The 17,430-nt window shown below is 67.1% G+C and carries 16 protein-coding genes; 4 read left to right on the top strand and 12 right to left on the bottom strand.

Annotated elements, in window-relative coordinates; all coding sequences use genetic code 11:
* Positions 1-45 precede the first annotated feature (45 nt).
* Genes ACWCSU_RS40975 through ACWCSU_RS40965 form a run of 3 tightly spaced genes read right to left on the bottom strand, consistent with a single transcriptional unit; the run spans position 46 to position 2,474 of the window.
* The gene (locus ACWCSU_RS40975) at positions 46-789 is read right to left on the bottom strand and encodes an amino acid ABC transporter ATP-binding protein (RefSeq protein WP_357697313.1); all 744 of its coding nucleotides are present in this window, start codon (positions 787-789) and stop codon (positions 46-48) included.
* A complete protein-coding gene (locus tag ACWCSU_RS40970) occupies positions 786-1,613 on the bottom strand; it encodes an amino acid ABC transporter permease (protein ID WP_357697315.1) in 828 nt (275 codons plus the stop codon). The genes ACWCSU_RS40975 and ACWCSU_RS40970 overlap by 4 nt, the downstream gene beginning before the upstream one ends.
* 3 nt (positions 1,614-1,616) lie before the next feature.
* Positions 1,617-2,474: an ABC transporter substrate-binding protein gene (locus ACWCSU_RS40965; protein ID WP_449942069.1), complete on the bottom strand. Its 858-nt coding sequence runs from the start codon at positions 2,472-2,474 to the stop codon at positions 1,617-1,619.
* Between the two features lie 262 nt (positions 2,475-2,736).
* Here ACWCSU_RS40965 and ACWCSU_RS40960 point away from each other — a divergent pair, with 262 nt between their 5' ends.
* Both ACWCSU_RS40960 and ACWCSU_RS40955 read left to right on the top strand, forming a co-directional pair.
* The gene (locus ACWCSU_RS40960) at positions 2,737-3,945 is read left to right on the top strand and encodes an NAD(P)-dependent malic enzyme (protein ID WP_449942068.1); all 1,209 of its coding nucleotides are present in this window, start codon (positions 2,737-2,739) and stop codon (positions 3,943-3,945) included.
* A gap of 280 nt (positions 3,946-4,225) precedes the next feature.
* Positions 4,226-5,584, top strand: coding sequence for a hypothetical protein (locus ACWCSU_RS40955; RefSeq protein WP_357697321.1), 1,359 nt, complete (start codon positions 4,226-4,228; stop codon positions 5,582-5,584).
* 42 nt (positions 5,585-5,626) lie between these two features.
* Here the strand turns inward: ACWCSU_RS40955 and ACWCSU_RS40950 are convergent, their stop codons facing one another.
* The 6 genes from ACWCSU_RS40950 to ACWCSU_RS40925 form a co-directional block, all read right to left on the bottom strand.
* Positions 5,627-7,171, bottom strand: coding sequence for a hypothetical protein (locus ACWCSU_RS40950; RefSeq protein ID WP_449942067.1), 1,545 nt, complete (start codon positions 7,169-7,171; stop codon positions 5,627-5,629).
* Between the two features lie 180 nt (positions 7,172-7,351).
* Positions 7,352-8,971, bottom strand: a complete 1,620-nt coding sequence (locus ACWCSU_RS40945; protein ID WP_449942066.1) for a hypothetical protein — start codon at positions 8,969-8,971, stop codon at positions 7,352-7,354.
* Between the two features lie 440 nt (positions 8,972-9,411).
* Positions 9,412-11,016: a trypsin-like serine peptidase gene (locus ACWCSU_RS40940; protein WP_449942065.1), complete on the bottom strand. Its 1,605-nt coding sequence runs from the start codon at positions 11,014-11,016 to the stop codon at positions 9,412-9,414.
* Positions 11,017-11,553: 537 nt separating this feature from the next.
* Positions 11,554-12,348: an inositol monophosphatase family protein gene (locus ACWCSU_RS40935; protein ID WP_449942064.1), complete on the bottom strand. Its 795-nt coding sequence runs from the start codon at positions 12,346-12,348 to the stop codon at positions 11,554-11,556.
* A 33-nt stretch (positions 12,349-12,381) separates the two neighbouring features.
* On the bottom strand, positions 12,382-12,798 hold the full coding sequence (locus ACWCSU_RS40930) for a hypothetical protein (protein ID WP_449942063.1): 417 nt from the start codon (positions 12,796-12,798) through the stop codon (positions 12,382-12,384).
* 73 nt (positions 12,799-12,871) lie between these two features.
* Entirely contained in the window at positions 12,872-13,087 is a 216-nt protein-coding gene (locus ACWCSU_RS40925) for a DUF397 domain-containing protein (RefSeq protein ID WP_357697332.1), read from the bottom strand.
* A 179-nt stretch (positions 13,088-13,266) separates the two neighbouring features.
* Here ACWCSU_RS40925 and ACWCSU_RS40920 point away from each other — a divergent pair, with 179 nt between their 5' ends.
* The gene (locus ACWCSU_RS40920; RefSeq protein ID WP_449942062.1) at positions 13,267-13,551 is read left to right on the top strand and encodes a GntR family transcriptional regulator; all 285 of its coding nucleotides are present in this window, start codon (positions 13,267-13,269) and stop codon (positions 13,549-13,551) included.
* A 170-nt stretch (positions 13,552-13,721) separates the two neighbouring features.
* Here ACWCSU_RS40920 and ACWCSU_RS40915 read toward each other — a convergent pair whose 3' ends face one another.
* The 3 genes from ACWCSU_RS40915 to ACWCSU_RS40905 form a co-directional block, all read right to left on the bottom strand.
* Positions 13,722-13,916: a hypothetical protein gene (locus ACWCSU_RS40915; RefSeq protein WP_364085482.1), complete on the bottom strand. Its 195-nt coding sequence runs from the start codon at positions 13,914-13,916 to the stop codon at positions 13,722-13,724.
* A gap of 187 nt (positions 13,917-14,103) precedes the next feature.
* Positions 14,104-15,264, bottom strand: coding sequence for a trypsin-like serine peptidase (locus ACWCSU_RS40910; protein ID WP_357697338.1), 1,161 nt, complete (start codon positions 15,262-15,264; stop codon positions 14,104-14,106).
* A 197-nt stretch (positions 15,265-15,461) separates the two neighbouring features.
* Entirely contained in the window at positions 15,462-16,583 is a 1,122-nt protein-coding gene (locus tag ACWCSU_RS40905) for a trypsin-like serine peptidase (RefSeq protein ID WP_357697339.1), read from the bottom strand.
* A gap of 346 nt (positions 16,584-16,929) precedes the next feature.
* On the opposite strand from ACWCSU_RS40905, the gene ACWCSU_RS40900 reads away from it, so the two are divergent.
* On the top strand, positions 16,930-17,172 hold the full coding sequence (locus ACWCSU_RS40900) for an SSI family serine proteinase inhibitor (protein WP_357697341.1): 243 nt from the start codon (positions 16,930-16,932) through the stop codon (positions 17,170-17,172).
* Positions 17,173-17,430: the final 258 nt, after the last annotated feature.

The raw sequence follows: 17,430 nt of genomic DNA, 5'->3' as shown, positions 1-17,430 counted from the left end.
TACACGAGTTGCCGGGCCCCCGGCACCTCCGGGGGCCCGGAAGGGTCACTCCTCCGGGTGCAGCACCCGGTGCAGGAACGTGCGGGTGCGCTCGTGCTGCGGGTCGCCGATCACCTGGGCGGGGTCGCCGTCCTCGACGACGACGCCGCCGTCCATGAAGACCACCCGGTCGGCCACCTGGCGGGCGAAGCCCATCTCGTGGGTGACCACGAGCATGGTCATGCCCTCCTCGGCCAGCTTGCGCATGACCGTGAGCACGTCGCCGACCAGCTCGGGGTCGAGCGCCGAGGTCGGCTCGTCGAACAGCATCAGGTCGGGGTTCATGGCCAGCGCCCTGGCGATGGCCACCCGCTGCTGCTGCCCGCCGGAGAGCTGGGTGGGGTAGGAGTCGCACTTGGCGCCGACGCCCACCTTCTCCAGGTTCTCCCGGGCCACGACCTCGGCCTCCCGCTTGCCGCGCTTCAGCACCCGCTGCTGCGCGATCATGACGTTTTCCAGCGCCGTCATGTGCGGGAACAGGTTGAACTGCTGGAAGACCATCCCGATGCGGCGTCGTACGTCGTCGATGTCCACGTCGGGGTCGGTGACCTCCACGCCCTGCACGAACACTTTGCCCTTGGTGGGCTCCTCCAGCAGGTTCACGCAGCGCAGCAGCGTGGACTTGCCCGAGCCGGACGGCCCGATGACGCACACCACCTGGCCCGGCTCGACCGTCATGTCGATGCCCTTGAGCACCTGGTTCTTGCCGAAGTACTTGTGCAGGTCTCGTAGCTCGATGGCGTGCGTCATTGGCTCCTCCGCTTACGCCCCTCAAGCCGGGACGCGAGGTAGCCCAGCGGGATCGTGACGATCAGGTACGTCACGCCGGCGACCATGATGGGCGTGGCGTTGGCGTACTGGGAGGCCAGGTCGTTGCCGAACTTGGCCAGCTCGACGTACTCGCCGGAGACGCCCAGGAACAGCACCAGCGAGGAGTCCTTGAGCAGGGACACGAACTGGTTGGTGGTCGGCGGGATCACCATGCGGATGGCCTGCGGGATGACCACCGTCACCTGTGCCCGGGTCGCGGACATGCCCAGCGACCTGGCGGCCTCCGTCTGGCCCTTGGGGACCGCCTGAAGGCCCGCGCGGAAGACCTCCGCCTGGTAGGCGGCGCCGACCAGGCCGAGGCCCAGGATGCCCTGTCCGTACGTGCCGAACGGCACCTCGAACCCGGGCAGCGCCAGCGGCAGGAAGGTGATCATCAGGAAGATCAGCAGCGCCGGCAGGCCACGGAAGATCTCGATGTAGACGACCGCGATCCACCGGTACGGCCGCACCTGCGACAACCGCATGAGCGCCAGCAGCAGCCCGGCCACGAACGAGACGACGAACCCGCCCACCGTGTAGATGATCGTGTTGCGCAGCGCGACCGTGAACAGGTCGGGCAGCGCCTGCTTGGCGACGTCGGCCTTGGCGAAGTTCTGCGCGAGGCTGGCCCAGTCCGCGTACAGGACCACGGCGACGAGCGCGGCGGCCAGCACGACGTACTGGACCGTACGCGTGATCTGCTGTTTCTTCCGAGGGCTGAGCCCGGCACGGCCGGGCTCAGCGGTCTTCGGCTGGTCGGCCATGGATCAGCCCAGCTCGCCGGGCTTCTTGCCGAACCACTTCACGTAGATCTTCTCGTAGGAGCCGTCCTGCTTGGCCTTGGTGATCTCTTCGTTGATCGTCTTGAGCAGGGTCGGGTCGGCGCCCTTCTTGAGGCCGATGCCGTACTGCTCGCCGGTGTCCAGGCTGGCGACCAGCTCGAACTTCTCGGCGATCTCGGGCTTCTTCAGCCAGGTCAGCACCACGGGAAGGTCCTGGACGATCACGTCGGCCTGCCCTGCCTGGAGGGCCAGCAGCTCCTTGGCCGAGTCGGCGTACTCGGTGGGGTTGAAGCCCTGCTTCTTGACGTAGTCGAGGCCGGTCGTGCTGGCCTGCGCGCCCAGCTTGAGGTTCTTGGCCTTGACGTCCTCCAGCGACTTCGCGCCGGAGCCCTTCTTGGCCAGCAGGGCCTGGGTGGCGTCGAAGTAGGGCTCGGAGAAGTCGATGTTCTGCTTGCGCTCGTCGGTGATCGTCATGCCGGCGGCGGCCACGTCGCACTTGCCCGCGGCCATGGCGGCGCCGCTCTTGATCACCGCGAAGTCGATGTCCACGATGTTCTGGGTCACGCCCAGCTTCTTCGCGGCGAGGTCGACGATGTCCACGTCGAAACCGACGATCTTGCCGCTGTCGTCCTTGAACTGGAACGGCTCGTACGGGATGTTCGTGCAGACCGTGAGCTTGCCGGGCTGGACGAGCTTCACGCCGCCGGCCGCGGAGGAGCTCGCACCGGTCGTGCTGCCGGAGGTGCCTCCGGTGTCGCTGCCACACGCGCTGAGGGCGAGAGCGGCGGTCAGGGCGAGCGCGCCGACAGCGTAGCCACGGCGGCCCTGGGGGCTGAGGGCCATGTACGGCCTCCTCGAAAGAGTTATGCCACGTAACTTGCGTTTTGTGCAGTTTAAATGGGGTTTAGCAGCGGTCCGTCATCCTGCGTTTAACGATGCGTCAACGGAACGGCGTCGGCTCCGACACCATCGACCATCTCACCATGTGGCACTATGGGGAGACGGGTGACCCCCGTAACCCCTCAGAGACGACCGACGAGGGGAGCCCGGCAGCTACCGAAGCCGGCCCACTCGCGCTCGTACGCCGATGGTTTCGTCCGTTCCGATGAATACTGGGGTCGCTGTGTCTGCCACGCCCGCTTCTGCTTCCGTCGAATCGCTCGACCTCGATCCGGCCTTCGCGCTCCACCGCGGGGGCAAGCTGGAGGTCCGCTCGACCATTCCCGTCCGCGACGCCGACGACCTGTCACTCGCCTACACGCCCGGCGTCGCCCGGGTCTGCACCGCCATCGCCGAGACGCCTTCGCTGGTCAACGACTACACCTGGGTCTCCAACGTGGTCGCCGTCGTCACCGACGGCACCGCCGTGCTCGGCCTGGGCGACATCGGGCCGTCGGCCGCCATGCCGGTCATGGAGGGCAAGGCGCTGCTGTTCAAGGAGTTCGGCAACGTCGACGCCGTCCCGATCTGCCTCGACTGCACCGACGTCGACGCGCTCGTCGAGACCGTGGTGCGTCTCGCGCCGTCGTTCGGCGGCGTCAACCTGGAGGACATCAGCGCACCGCGCTGCTTCGAGGTCGAAGACCGCCTGCGCGACCTGCTCGACATCCCGGTCTTCCACGACGACCAGCACGGCACCGCCATCGTCGCGCTGGCCGCCCTGCAGAACGCCGCCCGCCTGACCGGCCGCACGCTCGGCGACCTGCGCGCCGTCGTGGCCGGCGCGGGCGCCTCCGGCGTCGCCGTCACCCGCATCCTGCTGGGCGCCGGCATCGGCGACATCGCGGTCGCCGACTCCAAGGGCATGATCTACGAGGGCCGCGAAGGGCTCAACCCGGTCAAGCAGGCCCTGGCCCGCGACACCAACCGGGCCGGCCACACCGGCTCCACCGAGGAGGCCCTGGCCGGCGCCGACGTCTTCCTCGGCCTGTCCGGCTCGACCGTCTCCGAGGCGGCCATCGCGTCGATGGCCCCCGACGCCATCGTCTTCGCCCTGTCCAACCCCACCCCGGAGGTCCACCCGGAGGTGGCCGCCAGGCATGCCAGGGTGGTCGCCACCGGGCGCTCCGACTTTCCCAACCAGATCAACAACGTCCTGGCCTTCCCCGGGGTCTTCCGGGGCGCGCTCGACGTGCGGGCCACGACCATCACCGAGAACATGAAGGTGGCCGCCGCCGAGGCGCTGGCCGCCGTCGTCGGCGACGACCTCTCGGCCACGTACGTCATCCCGAGCCCGTTCGACCAGCGCGTGGCCCCGGCCGTGACCGCCGCCGTGGCCGCCCAGGCCCGCGCCGACGGCGTCGCCCGCGCCTGATCCACCCTGTTGCGAGCGGGGGCCGATCGGCCCCCGCTCGCCGCCTTTTCGCGCTTCCTCGCAGGTCGGAGGGCATTGCTGTTTCCCGGCCGCGGCGTGGGTAGGTGAGTTCCCCGTCCAGGGGAACCGGATGCGGATCCGGATCCCGAGCAGGGCTGGCGGAGGGATTGCGATGGAGTTCGCGTGACCTTGGGGAACCGCCGGAAAGCCTTTACACAACGTGCTATAACAATAGCGCTCTGTAAGGATGTGGGCGCCGACTCCTGTGACGAGGAGAGCGATGGAACGCGAGCCTAATCGATTGCTGCAGCAGCTCATCGCGGAGGCAGGTTTCTCCCACAAGGGATTGGCCCGGCGCCTCAACGATCTCGGAGCCGCGCGCGGCACGCCGGGCCTCAAGTACGACCACAGCTCGGTGCTGCGGTGGATCGGCGGCCAGAAACCACGGGATCCCGTCCCGTGCCTGCTCACGGAGATCTTCGCATTGCGGCTCGGCCGCCCGGTGAGCTCGGAGGATCTGGGCATGCCGACCAACATCACGCCCCTCGACCTCGGTCAGGAGTTCACCCACACGTGGCAGGAGGGGGTCGCGACCGTGACGGCGTTGTGGCGGGCCGACGTAGAGAGACGGAGGTTTCTGATCGACTCCACCTTCGCGATCGGAGCAGGCTCCGTCGGAGCCATACGGTGGCTGACGGCGCCCGCCGACGGGCGTCCCAGCGGCACCGGGGCCCGCCGGGTGGGCCGGGCGGACATCGCCGCGATCCACGAGGTGACCCGGTCCTTCGGCGAGCTCGACAACCGCTTCGGCAGCGGCCGGGTGCGCTCGTCCGTCGTGAAGTACCTCGACACCGCCGTCTCCCCCCTGCTCAAGGACGGCAGCTACGGCGAGTCCACCGGCAAGCAGCTCGCCGCCGCGGCCGCCGAGCTGACCCGCCTGGCCGGCTGGATGGCCTACGACATGGAGCAGCACGGCCTGGCCCAGCGCTATCTCATCCAGGCCCTCCGCCTGGCCAGGGGCGCCGACGACCACACCCTGGGCGGCGAGATCCTGGCCGGCATGGCCCACCAGGCCATCTACATGGGCCAGCCCGCCCACGCGCTCGACCTCGCCAGGGCCGCCCAGCTCGCGGCCCGGCGGGCCGGCGTCCAGACCCTGCTGGCCTCCGCCCAGGTCCTGGAGGCCCACGCGCACGCCGGTCTCGGCGACCCCAGGTCCTGCGGCGCCTCCCTGCACCAGGCCGAGCTGGCCTTCGACGCCCGCAGGCCCACCGAGGAGCCGCGCTGGCTCAGCTACTTCGACGAGGCCTACCTGTCGGCCAAGTTCGCCCACTGCTTCCGCGACCTGGGGGAGGGGGAGCGCACCGTGCGGCTGGCGCGGCGCTCCCTCGACATGGACACCCGGTACGTCCGGGGGCGCATGTTCAACCTGTCGCTGCTGGCGGCCGGGCTGCTGGAGTGCGGCGAGCTCGACGAGGCGTGCCAGGCGGCGGGGAGCGCGCTCTCGCTGGCGGGGGAGCTGCAGTCGGCGCGGTCCCGGTCGTACGCGGCGGATCTGCGGCGGCGGCTGGAGCCGTTCAAGAACGAGCGGGCCGTGATGGCGTTGCGGGAGCGTACGCGCGAGCTGACGTCCGTGTGATGCCCCGGGCCGCCTTTCCTGGCGGTCCGGGGCTTCGCTGCGCTACTTGAGGAGTTCGCCGTTCGGGCCGACGATGCTCTTGGTCTCGGCGTAGTTGGCCTTGTTGTAGACGTCGGCCACCTCACCGTCGAAGTAGGCGGAGCTGATGTAGTCGATCCGGTCGTTGCCGTCCTGGTCGTGGAACATGCTCGTCACGCCGTTGACGTAGCCGGTGCGCTTGCCGTTGTCGTACTTCATGAGCCAGGGGCCGCCGTCGGCGCCGCCGGTCATGGAGCACTTGAGCACCTGGTGCTCCTCCACCCGGAAGGTGTTGACCTGGTACGTCTTCGTGCCGGTCTTGCCGGAGCACCACTTGGGGGTCACGCCGGTGTAGGGCTTGTCGCCGTCGGGGTGCGGGTCGCCGGGGTAGCCGAAGACGGTGACCTTCTGGCCGCGCGGCTGGTTCCACGCGAAGCCCTGACCGCCGACCACGTCACCGAGCCGGCCCATGTCCTTGGCCATTCCCATGAAGTAGTGGTCGCGGAAGTAGCGGACCGTCTTGCCCGCCTTGACCCACTGCTTGAGGTAGTAGTGCGTCTCGAACCAGCCGGTCTCGGTGCCGTTGGCGTCCTTGGTGACGTCGAGCTTGCCGAGGACCTTGCCGTCGGCCTTGTCGGCCACGAGCTTCTTGTAGGTCTCCTGGCTGATGGGCGTGGGGCCGACCTTCTCGTACTGCTCGCCGTTCTTGTCGTCCCGGGTGCCCGCCGGAGCCTTCGCGTAGTCGGCCTCGGTGACCTCGACCCTGGTCAGGGCCTTCTCGCCCTTGTAGTCGTGGCCCACCTTGTCCGGGGTGACGTCGAAGTCCTTCGACCAGTACGGTCCCGCCGAGCCGTACTTCTCCCGGCCGGTGTCGTACTCGTCCTTCTTGACCTCTTCCTGGTCGATCCACTTGTCCCCGCCCCAGGCGGTGAACTCGCTCTTGGTGACCTCTTTGCTGCCGGTCAGGGAGAAGCCGTTGTGCACCGCGACGAAGGCGAAGTCGCCGTCGTAGTCGTCGTAGGTGTCGAGGTCGTAGGCCGTGAAGGCGTAGGCGCCGACGTAGACGCCCCAGGGAGCCTTGCCCTGGTAGTAACCGGGGACGAAGATCCACTTGGAGTAGACGTCCTTGCCCGTCTCGTACACGCAGTGGCCGGCGGTCGCCACGAGGTTGCGGTAGCGGGCCTGGACGGAGGTGGCCGAGCACCAGCGGTGGCGCCCGGCGCTGTCGACGAAGAACACCTTGCCGATGGTCTTGGGCAGGTTGACGTTCTTGCTGGCGCTGGGCTTCGGCGTAGTCGTGGCAGCGGTCAGGCCGGGCTTGCCGTCGGGGGCGCCGTCCTTGCTCTGCGTGGCGACCAGCTTGGAGACGTCCTTGGCGTCCCAGTGGTACTGCGTCGCCTTGCGCAGGGCCGCGCCGTTCGCGCCCAGCCAGAACTTGGCGGTGCTGTACGCGTCGGCGGGCTTCGGCATGAGGTTGTCGCTGACCCAGCTGGGGACGGCGCTGGAGGGGTGAGCAAGCAGGGCGGCGCTCAAGCCGGCGGCGGCGAGGGGGATGAGCAGGCGCTTCAAGGGAGGCTCCACGAAGTTGTCAAGAATGGCGTAAAGACACTATCGACCCTTTAGTCACTCTGGTAAGGGTTACTGTCTCTTTCGCCAGAAAAGGCCGAAGGGCCCGGCAGATGCCGAGCCCTTCGGGTGAAGCTAGGTTGAGCGGAGGTTTGGACCCTCAGCCCGGGATCCGTCCGAAGATCAGCTGTCGGCCTTCGGAAGGATGCTGCCCGACCACACGTTCGCCGCGGCGGCGTAGACCGAGTTGGTCTCACCGTCGAAGTACGGGGAGGACATGTAGTCCCAGCGGTCGTTGTTGTCCGTGTCGTACAGAACGCTGGTCACGCCGTTGACGTAGCCCATGCGCTTGGCGTTGCTGTACTTGAGGAGCCACGGGGCGCCGTTGTAGCCGCCAGTGACGGCGCACTTCAGCGAGATGTGCTCTTCGATCTTCAGGCTCGGGACCTTGGTGGCCTTCGCACCGGTCTTGCCGTAGCACCACTTCGGCGTAACGCCGGAGTAGGGCTTCGAGCCGTCGGGGTGCTTGGCGTAGGGGTAGCCGAAGGTACGGACGTACTTACCGGTGGGCTGGTTCCACGCGAAGCCCTGGCCACCGACGTTGTCGCCGAGACGACCGGCGTCCTTGAGGTCGTGCTCCACGATGAAGTAGTGGCGCACGAGGTACTTGACCTCGGTCTTCTTGTACCACTGCTTGACGTAGGTGCGGAGGATGTACCAACCCTTGTCGACGGTGCGCTCGGAACCGTCAGAGAAGATGTACTTGTCGCCAGCCTTGAGGGCCTGGCCGAGCTCCTTGCCGTCCGCCTTGTTCTTGAGGAACTCCTCGTACTGGGTCTCGGAGACCGGCGTGAGCTCCCAGCCGAAGTGGTCGCCCCACTTCTCGCCATTCACATTGGCGGCGGTGGGGGCGGGGCCGACGACCCAGGTCTTGATGTCGACTTCTTCCTTCACCAGCTTCTTGGGTCCGGAGTAGTCGTGGCCGACACGGTCCTTCGTGTCGCCCTCTTCGACCTTGATCAGCGGGCCGTTCGGGTCAATGGCCTTCTGGCCGTACTTGACCGCGAGGTCGTCCCACTTGGCCTTGGTGACTTCCTCGTCCTGGAAGTACTTGTCGCCGACACCCTTGTAGCCGTCGAACTCGCTACGGGTGACCTCGGACTTCTTGGCGCCCAGCGTGCCGCCAACACCGTTGTAGACGGTGACGAACGCGTAGTCGCGGTCGAAGTCCTCGTAGTTCGAGAAGTCGTAGTGGGTGAAGGCCTGCTTGCCCACGTAGATGCCCCAGGGAGCCTTGCCCTGGTAGTAACCCGGGACGAACACCCAGCGGGACACGACCTCGTCGTTGGCGGCGATGTCGTACACGCAGTGACCAGCCGTCGCAACCAGGTTGCGGTAGTTCGACTGGATCGAGGTGCCGGAGCACCAGTACAGCTTGCCGTCGCGGCCCTCGAAGAACACCTTGCCGATGGACTTCGGCAGGTTCACGTTCTGCGACTTGACCGTGGTGGTCTTCTCGGCGCCGATCGGCGGGGTGGAGCCGGGCTTGCCGTCAGCGACGTACCCGCCCTTCTGCACGATCTTCTTGACGTCCTTGTTGTCCCAGTAGTAGGCCGTGGCCTGCCGCAGGGCAGCGTTGTCGGACTTGGTCCAGAAGTTCAGGACCTCGGCGGCCTTCTGCTGGCTGGCAGCCAGAGCGGCAGCGTCGACGTCCGGGTCGGCCTGGGCCGCACCGGCGAGACCGGCGGCCAGCAGACCGGTGGCCAGAATGGCGCCACCGGCGGGGAGGAGGATGCGCTTCAAGGTAACTCCTTGCGCTGTCGTGGAACGCTTCTTGCGTCCCATGCGTCAGTAAAGGGATAGCCAGGAACATACAGTGTCGATCTTGAGATCCGGTAGCCGCTTTGAGAGGAAAAGATGCGACAAGCCGGGCGTTATCGTTCTGTGATGTTTAGGCTGATGTTGCGCAGGAGTTGAATGAAGTCGGGCTTGAGACTGTTTGCCCTGATCAACATAAAGAAGGTGTGAGGAGGGCGGGCGGGCTCGCCGATCGCGCGCGATCCGGTCCGCTCGGGCGATGTGACGCAGATCACATTAGGTTGATGGCACCGATTCGGCGTCGCGTGCGTCCAACCGCCTTCACTTTCCGGGCCGGAAAGGCTGAAGGGCCCGGCGGGTGCCGGGCCCTTCAGTTGCTAACGGTTCTCACGAACGGTCAGAGCCGGTCGTTGGGAGAGCCGCCCTTAGACGATCTTGCCGGACCAAACGTTGGCAGCGGCCTTGTAGACGACGTTCGTCTCACCGTCGAAGTACGGCGAGGAGATGTAGTCCACGCGGTTGTTGCCGTCCTGGTCGTTGAAGGTGCTGGTGACACCGTTCACGTAACCGAGGCGCTTGGAGTTGCTGTACTTGAGGAGCCAAGGACCACCGTCGGCGCCCTCGGTCATGGCGCACTTGAGCGCCACGTGCTCCTCGATCTTCTTGGCGGCCGAACCGACCAGCTTCTTGGTGGTCTTGCCGTAGCACCACTTCGGCGTGACGCCGGTGTAGTTCTTGTGGCCGTCGGGGTGCGGCGCGGCCGGGTAGCCGAACACGCGGACGTCCTTGCCGGTGGGCTGGTTCCACGCGAAGCCCTGGCCACCGACGTTGTCGCCGAGGCGACCGTAGTCCTTGCCCGAGATGTCGACGACGTAGTAGTCCTCGACCCAGTACTTGATCTGAGCGGTGGTCTTGATCCACTTCTTGATGAAGAACTGCTGCTTGTACCAAGCGATCTCGGTCTTGCCGTCCTTGCCGAGCTCGGCACGGACCTCACCGAGGAACTTGCCGTCAGCCTTGGCGGACTTGAGCGACTCGTAGTCCTCCTTGCTGACGGGGACCTCGTTGCTCAGACGCTCGAACTTGTCGCCGTTGTCCCAGCCGGTGCCGGCCGCGGTGTACTGCGACTTGTAGACCTCGGCGCCGGTGAGCTGGACACCCTTGGTGGGGCCCTCGCCCTTGATGTAGGCGTCGATGTTCTTGTCGGTCACGTCACCCGGCTTGGCGACGGTCTCGACCTTGGGGTCGACAGCCTTCGACTTGAAGGGGCCGTCCTGGCCGTACTTCCCGAAGCCCTCGTCGAACTCTTCCTTGGTGATCGTCTTCTCTTCGACGTAGCCGATGCCGCCCTTGGCGACGTGCGACTTGTACTCGCTCGGCGTGACCTTGGTGGTCTTGCCGCTGAGGGAGACGCCGTTGTACACGGTGACGAACGCGTAGTCGCGGTCGTAGTCCTCGTACACGTCGAAGTCGTAGTGGGTGAAGGCCTGCTTGCCCACGTAGATGCCCCACGGAGCCTTGCCCTGGTAGTAACCGGGGACGAAGACCCACTTGGACAGGACGTCGGCGTTGGCGCCGGTGTCGTAGACGCAGTGACCGGCCGTGGCGACCAGGTTGCGGTACTTCGACTGGATCGAAGTGGCGGAGCACCACTTCTTCTCGCCCTTGCCGTTGACGAAGAACACCTTGCCGATGGTCCGCGGCATGTTGACGTTCTGCGTCTTGGCGGTGGTCTTCTTCTCCTCACCAATCGGGGCGGTGGACCCCGGCTTGGTGTCGGCGCTGTAGCCGCCCTTGCTCTGCAGCTTGGCGACGTCCGCCTTGTCCCAGACGTTGGACTCGGTGGCGGCCTTGAGGGCGGCACCGTTGTTCTCGGCCCAGAACTGGGCGATGGCCTTCGCGTTGGCCGCGCTCGCCGCCATCGCGTCGGTGGAGACGTCGCTGTCGGCCGAGGCCGTGCCGGCGAGGCCGGCGGCCAGGAGGCCGGTAGCCAGGATGGCGCCACCGGCGGGGATGAGGATGCGCTTCAAGGGAACTGCTCCTTGCTCTGTCGTGGGTCGCAACATGCGTCCCATGCGTCAGTAAAGGGATAGCAAGGAACATAGCCAGTGATCTCCGCAGGTGAAAGCCGTTCTGACGCGATCGGTAAGGGCCGCTTCCGCCGTTACCGTGCTGTTATCTGTCAGAGGCTTTAGCGTGATGTTACCGGAAGGTGATGTTTTCGCTGGCCCTGTAGGGAATTTGACCATTGGAACGAAAGTTCCGTTAGTGGCCTGTCGCTCTCTGTGACCGATTGAATGTGACTCAGATCACAGGAACCAGATTTAGGGCTCATCCGTCTAAATCGGTCCATCGTTCACAGGTGATCTTCAGGTTCGCGTCGGGAGCCCTCAGGATTCGACAATCTGGCCGATTTTGCAGGGGGTGTGGGGGCAACCTGACCGCTCGGTCCGTGTACCTTTTGTGCCTTTTGTCGGTATTGGGCATGGCGAAGCGCCGCCGGGATCTCCGGCGGTGTGTCTTCAAGGGGGAGCTCGTCCCCCGGGCGGCCCCGCGTTCGCGAGGTGTCAGGGCAGAAGGAGGGGGCGAACCGTCTGCCAGGAGGCTTCGTCGGCGGCGGCGAGCAGGCCGGCCTTGGGGATCGACGGGCTGTACGGGGTGCCGTCGAGGTGGCGGGCGGTTCCGCCGGCTTCCGTCAGCAGCAGGACGCCCGGCGCGTGGTCCCAGGGCAGCGTGCGGTGGAAGAGGAGGAAGTCCTGGTCGCCGTTCAGGAGGCGGGGGTAGTCCACGCCGGCGCACTTCGTGCCTGGCGTGAGGGCGGCAAAGCGGTGGGCGGCTGAGCTGACGTGGGCCTTGGTGGCGTCGTCCAGGAAGCGGGTGAGGGCGGCGCCACGGAGGTGGGCGGGGTCGGCGGGAGCGGGGGCGCGGTGGACGGGGATGCCGTTGCGCCAGGTTCCGGAGCCGAGCTCGGCGACGTAGACGTCGTCCTCGGCCGGGCGCACGACCCAGGACGCGACCGTCTCGCCGGACCGGACCAGGGCCGCCATCACCGCGTACTCGGGGCGGCCGGCGACGAAGTTGGCCGTGCCGTCCAGGGGGTCGACGAGCCAGGCCGTCGGGGCGTCCTGGAGGGCGGAGAGGAGCGCGGGGTCGGCGGCGGTCGCCTCCTCGCCGACGACGGGGGCGTCCAGGAGGTCGCGGAGGCGGCGGCTGATCAGGTCTTCGGCCTCGCGGTCGGCCACGGTGACCACTTCGCCCGGCGTCTTCTCGGAGACGTCACCGGCGGCGAGGGCGCGGAACCGGGGGAGGATCGCGATCTCGGCGGTCTCGCGAAGGATCTCGGTCACCGCGTCGATCAGCATGGGTGTCATGTTAGACATCGGGCCCTTACGTCACTAAAGAGGGGTTTGTCGGTAAGGGCGGTGGATCGGGCATGGGTGGGAGAGGTGTCGGTTCGGGCAGCAGATCACGCCGATCGTGAGGAACCGTCCGCTCTGGAGCCATTCGCCCCACTGCACGTCGATGCCTCGGGGGAGCAGGTCGAGGGCCGTCGCAAGCCGTTCCTCAAGGGGAATCCGCTCGGGCGGGTGGAGTTGGTCATGCGTCTTTCCGTACTCGGCCGCCATCCACCTGGTCGCCGGTTCCGGTTCCTCGAACGTGGCCGCGATGCGCGCCGCCGGTTTCGCCAGCCAGTCGCCCGTGCGCATCGGAGGGAGCGTCGAGGTGGGGAAATCGGGGGAGCTTGGACGGCGTTCGGCCTCGTTCCCGCGGTCGGCGCCGGAGCCGGTCCACAGGTAGGCGTGCCAGTGCATGGGTGCTCCCCTACGGTCGGCGGGCCGGCCCCGCCCGGGTCCTCCGGGCGAGGCCGGCCGTCTCGGGTCTTGGCTAGATGGTGGCGATCCCGGCGGCGCGAAGCTCGGTACCGGTGAAGCGGAGCGTCCCGGCGTCCGGGTTCTTCGAGTCACGGAGCGCGTAGGCGTCCTCGATGCCGGGAATCGGGGCGATCAGGACGCAGGTCTCCAAGTGCTCTTCCTGTTGATTGCCACCGCACAGTTGGGTGAAGGGCACGCCGTCGAGGCTGCCGCCATACAGGTCGGTCATGCTGCTTCCTTTCGTCAGGGCCGTCGGGGTGAGGAGGGACACGCTCATGGAGCTCGTCGTCATCGCGGCCGCGGAGGGAGCGATCGAGGATACAAGCAGTAGACATGATAAGACCTCTCCATACCTTGGAGGAGGTAGTCGCTCGTACTCGTAGGTTCCCCGCCCATTAGCGTTTCCGTATGGCCTTGCAGGATAGAAGTGACCGCATCGATCACGTCGGGCCAGACCTGGTGTGGCGGCAGCTCGCCGAGGACGTCGAGAGCGACATCGCCGCCGGGGTGCTCGCTCCGAACGCCAAGATGCCGACCGAGTTGGAGCTGGCGAGCCAGTATGGCGTCAGTCGAGTGACCGTTCGGCGCGCGGTCAAGGATCTGGCGGAGCGCGGCCTGCTGGTCGTCGTCCATGGGCGGGGGACGTTCGTGTCCCGCGCCTCCGCGCCTGGGGCGCCGGGTACAAGCGCTTGACTTGATGCTCTTGCGGGCGCAGGCATTCTGGGCGCCCATGCGCCGGTGTCGGCGCCGGCGGGTGACCGCGTCACCGTCCGCTGGTCATGGGCCCGGCCCTGCGTCCGGGGCGGACGGCCGGGTCGTTCTCTTCGGCGGCGTCCGGGAGAGCCCTGTGGCTTTGTCCGTGGTCACCAGCTGCGGACGCGGGGGCGGCGGCGCATACGTTCCAGCATCGCTTCGTTGAAGGCGGCGGACACGGATTCGAACTCACCGTTCTCGACCGCTCGGTCGACGTACGCCTTGACGTGAGGGTCGAGGGTGATCGTGACCTCTGGGCCCGGCAAGGCGGGGGCGGTGGTGGTCTCGCGGTGATCCTCGGTCATACCGACATCTTGCGCCACAAGCGCCGGCGAATCACGTCCCGAAGCGCTTCCGATTCGAGAGGTGGCGCAAGGGCCTGAGCCTGTGGGCGCGGCGCGCCCTCTTCGGTGAGGGGGGATTGGTGTGGACACAAGTGAGGGCCCCGGCGGCAAGGAGCAACGCCGGGACCCTCTTTCCCCTGGTGAGGGCTTACTTGTACAGCTCGCCGTTCGGGCCCACGATCTTCCCCGACGGGAAGTTGGTGGCTGCCTTGTAAACGGCCGCCGTCTCACCGTCGAAGTAAGGCGACGTGATGTAGTCGATGCGGTCGTTGCCGTCCTGGTCCGCGAAGGTGCTGGTGACACCGTTCACGTAGCCGAGGCGCTTGGCGTTGTTGTAGTTGAGCAGCCACGGCCCACCGTCGTACCCGGGGGTGACGGCGCACTTCAGGCCGACGTGCTCCTCGATCTTGAGCCAGGACGCGCCCACGGTCTTGGCCGTGGTCTTGCCGTAGCAGTTCTTCGGCGTCACACCGCTGTACGGCTTGTTGCCGTCGGGGTGCGGGGCCGCCGGGTAGCCGAAGGTGCGGACGAACTTGCCCGTCGGCTGGTTCCAGGCGAAGCCCTGGCCGCCCACGGCGTCGCCGAGCCGGCCGGCGTCCTTGGACAGCAGGATGTAGTAGTGGCCGCCCCAGGAGCGCTTCGGGCCGCTGAAGCTGTCGTAGTCCTTGCGGTCCACCTGCTTCACGCCGTCGAACTGGATGCCGTTGTAGACGGTCACGAACGCGTAGTCGCGGTCGTAGTCCTCGTAGTTGTCGAAGTCGTAGTGGGTGAAGGCCTGCTTGCCCACGTAGATGCCCCACGGAGCCTTGCCCTGGTAGTAGCCGGGGACGAAGACCCAGTTGGACAGCGTGTCGCTGTTGCTGTCCGTGTCGTACACGCAGTGGCCGGCGGTCGCCACCAGGTTGCGGTTGCCCGACTGGATGGACGTGGCCGAGCACCAGCGGAACTTGCCGGAGCCGTCGACGAAGAAGACCTTGCCGATGCTCTTGGGGAGGTTCACGTTCTGGGAGGCGCCGGCCTTCTGGGCGCCGGTGGGCGCGGTCATGCCGGGACGGCCGTCGGGGTCGTAGCCGCCCTTGGAGACGACCTTCCGCACTTCCTTGGAGTCCCAGGTGTACTGGGTGGCCTGGCGGAGCGCGGCGCCGTTCGAGGCGATCCAGAAGGAGGCGATCGAGGCGGCCTGCGAGTTGCTGCCGGCCATCGGGTCGTTGGAGACGTCGCCGTCGGCCTGGGCGGTGGCGGAGAGCCCGGCGGCGAGGAGACCGGTCGCCAGGACCGCGCCGCCGACGGGGAGGAGGATTCGCTTCAAGGTATCTCCAGGTTGCGCTGACAGGAGGCGCCTCTTGCACCCCATAACTCAGCAAACGGACGACCCGGAACCTATAACGCTGACAGTGCTTATGAAAATTTTAGGAAGATCGTGTCAGCGCTCCCAAGTGCCCCGTTACCGTGTCGAGATCAACGGATGGGCTGATCACCAGCAGTGATCACACCGTTTCATGTGACTTACGCCACATTTCCCGGTGTGGTGATCGCGGCGGCGCGTCGGTAGACCTCCGCGGTGGTCGTGTCGAAGTACGGCGACGACACCGCGTCGTAGGCCCCCTTGGCGTCCCTGTTCCAAGTCAGGCTGTTGACGCCGTTCAGGCTGCCGAGCCTGCGGGTGGCGTCGTAGTCGACCAGCCAGGGGCCGCCGCTGGCGCCGGGGCTGAAGTCGCACGGCTGCAGTCGCACGCCCTTCTGCAGGTCGAGCGCGGGGGCCACGGTCCAGTACGTGACGCCGCCCTGGCACGTCCGCAACGTCTTGCCGTCGAACGGGCGGGTGCCGTCGGGCTGTGCGCCGGCCGGGAAGCCGAAGGCGGCCACGGTGTAGGCGGCCGGCTTCTTGTTGATCTCCATGCCCTGGGCGCCCACGTTGTCCTGGAGCCTGCCGACGTCCTTCATCGAGTACGTGCCGTCCTTGGCCTGCTCCCAGACGAACCCGCGGTGCACGGTCACGAAGGCGTAGTCGTAGTCGTAGTCGCCCTTGCCGGGCCAGTCCTCGTGCAGGCTGAGCGCGGCGCCCACGTAGATCCCGTCGGGCGTCTCGCCGTTGGGGCCGGGGTTGGGGACGAAGATCCAGTATTCGGCGGCCTTGGCCTGCCGGGAGTCGTACGCGCAGTGCCCGGCCGTGGCCACGACGCTGCGGTTTCTGGACGCGACCGCGCTGGCCGAGCACCAGTACTCCTTGGTGCCGAACCGGAAGAAGACCTTGCCCATGGTCTTGGCGGCGCCGCCCTGCCTGGGAAGCACGGGCACCACGTCCTGCGTCGCGGACGTCCGCCGCGCCGTCGTGGCGGGCGAGATCGGGCCGGAGACCGCGCCGGCCGAGGACGTCGGGGCGGCCTGGGCGCCCGGCGTGGCGGGGCTGTAGTTGTCGGCCTGCTTGAGCCGGTCGGGCCGCCAGTAGTCGGCGACCTTCCTCATGTCGGTGGCGGTCCTGGCCAGCGTGACGCCGAAGACCTTGCTGGCCGACGCGCTCGTCCACGCGCTCGCCGGCGCGGCGTTCGCGATCCCCGTGAAGGCAGGCAGCAGCAGCAGCGCGCCGCCCAGGGCGGCCGCTGCCAGTTGCCTGGCCCGGGAGATCATGAAATGCCTTTCTTAGGGTCGTAAGGGTGGATTTTTCCAGATCAACTGCCTGTATTGCAGCCCGGATAGAGATTCGTTACCTGATCAAGAGTGCACCGTGTGCGATAAGGACACCATCAGCCGATCCCTCCCGATACGTCTAAATGATCACGCGTGTCGGTCGTTGCCGCAGGTCAGAGGGGTGATAGAGGCTTCGCGTATGCACCGAATTCTCGCCATCGCCGCGCTTTCCTGTGCGGCATTCGCGGCCGCTCCAGTGGCGTACGCCACGACCGGTCCGTCCGATGTCCAGACGTCGCACAAGGACCAAAGGCTTTTCCGGATCAGTGTGGGAGATCGTCAGGGCGTGCTGCAGTGCACGCCTGGCCGGGTCGCCCCGGGGCAGGTCGCCGCCTGCGCCGCTCTCGAACAGGTGCACGGGAACCCGGCCAAGTTGACCGGCCGTCCGGGCGTCTCCTGCACCGCCGACTACGAGCCGGTGGACGTACGGGCGTGGGGTGTCTGGGACGGCGACCGCTACCGCTACTCGCAGACGTTCCCCAACGCCTGCGCGCTCGCCGTCGCCACGGGACCGGTCTTCCGCGTCTGAACCAGGCCCCTGAGGGGGGCGTGGGACGCGAAACGGCGGGGGAAGGCCCCCGGATCCCGCCCGAGGGGGATCCGGGGCCTCGACCGACGGGCCGGATCGCGGCATGTCGCCGGTCCGCCGGTGGGTCAGGAAAACGTCGAGAACGCCGATGAATGGCACAACCCGTCGGCCAGGAAGGAACGAGAAAAAGCGGGCACCGGTTCGGTCCCGTTACGAAAAGAAGGCGTTCTCCCAGGTCAGAGTGGCGGTAATTAGCCT

Source organism: Nonomuraea sp. NPDC001699 (assembly GCF_053596455.1).
This window is presented reverse-complemented; position numbering and strand designations above follow the sequence as displayed.

Excerpts from the sequence above, each read along its gene's own strand:
- ACWCSU_RS40935 (WP_449942064.1), bottom strand. The coding sequence starts at position 12,348 with ATGCTGATCGACGCGGTGACCGAGATCCTTCGCGAGACCGCCGAGATC.
- ACWCSU_RS40965 (WP_449942069.1), bottom strand. The coding sequence starts at position 2,474 with ATGGCCCTCAGCCCCCAGGGCCGCCGTGGCTACGCTGTCGGCGCGCTC.
- ACWCSU_RS40930 (WP_449942063.1), bottom strand. The coding sequence starts at position 12,798 with ATGCACTGGCACGCCTACCTGTGGACCGGCTCCGGCGCCGACCGCGGG.
- ACWCSU_RS40925 (WP_357697332.1), bottom strand. The coding sequence starts at position 13,087 with ATGACCGACCTGTATGGCGGCAGCCTCGACGGCGTGCCCTTCACCCAA.
- ACWCSU_RS40970 (WP_357697315.1), bottom strand. The coding sequence starts at position 1,613 with ATGGCCGACCAGCCGAAGACCGCTGAGCCCGGCCGTGCCGGGCTCAGC.
- ACWCSU_RS40960 (WP_449942068.1), top strand. The coding sequence starts at position 2,737 with ATGAATACTGGGGTCGCTGTGTCTGCCACGCCCGCTTCTGCTTCCGTC.
- ACWCSU_RS40955 (WP_357697321.1), top strand. The coding sequence starts at position 4,226 with ATGGAACGCGAGCCTAATCGATTGCTGCAGCAGCTCATCGCGGAGGCA.
- ACWCSU_RS40975 (WP_357697313.1), bottom strand. The coding sequence starts at position 789 with ATGACGCACGCCATCGAGCTACGAGACCTGCACAAGTACTTCGGCAAG.
- ACWCSU_RS40905 (WP_357697339.1), bottom strand. The coding sequence starts at position 16,583 with ATGATCTCCCGGGCCAGGCAACTGGCAGCGGCCGCCCTGGGCGGCGCG.
- ACWCSU_RS40915 (WP_364085482.1), bottom strand. The coding sequence starts at position 13,916 with ATGACCGAGGATCACCGCGAGACCACCACCGCCCCCGCCTTGCCGGGC.
- ACWCSU_RS40920 (WP_449942062.1), top strand. The coding sequence starts at position 13,267 with ATGGCCTTGCAGGATAGAAGTGACCGCATCGATCACGTCGGGCCAGAC.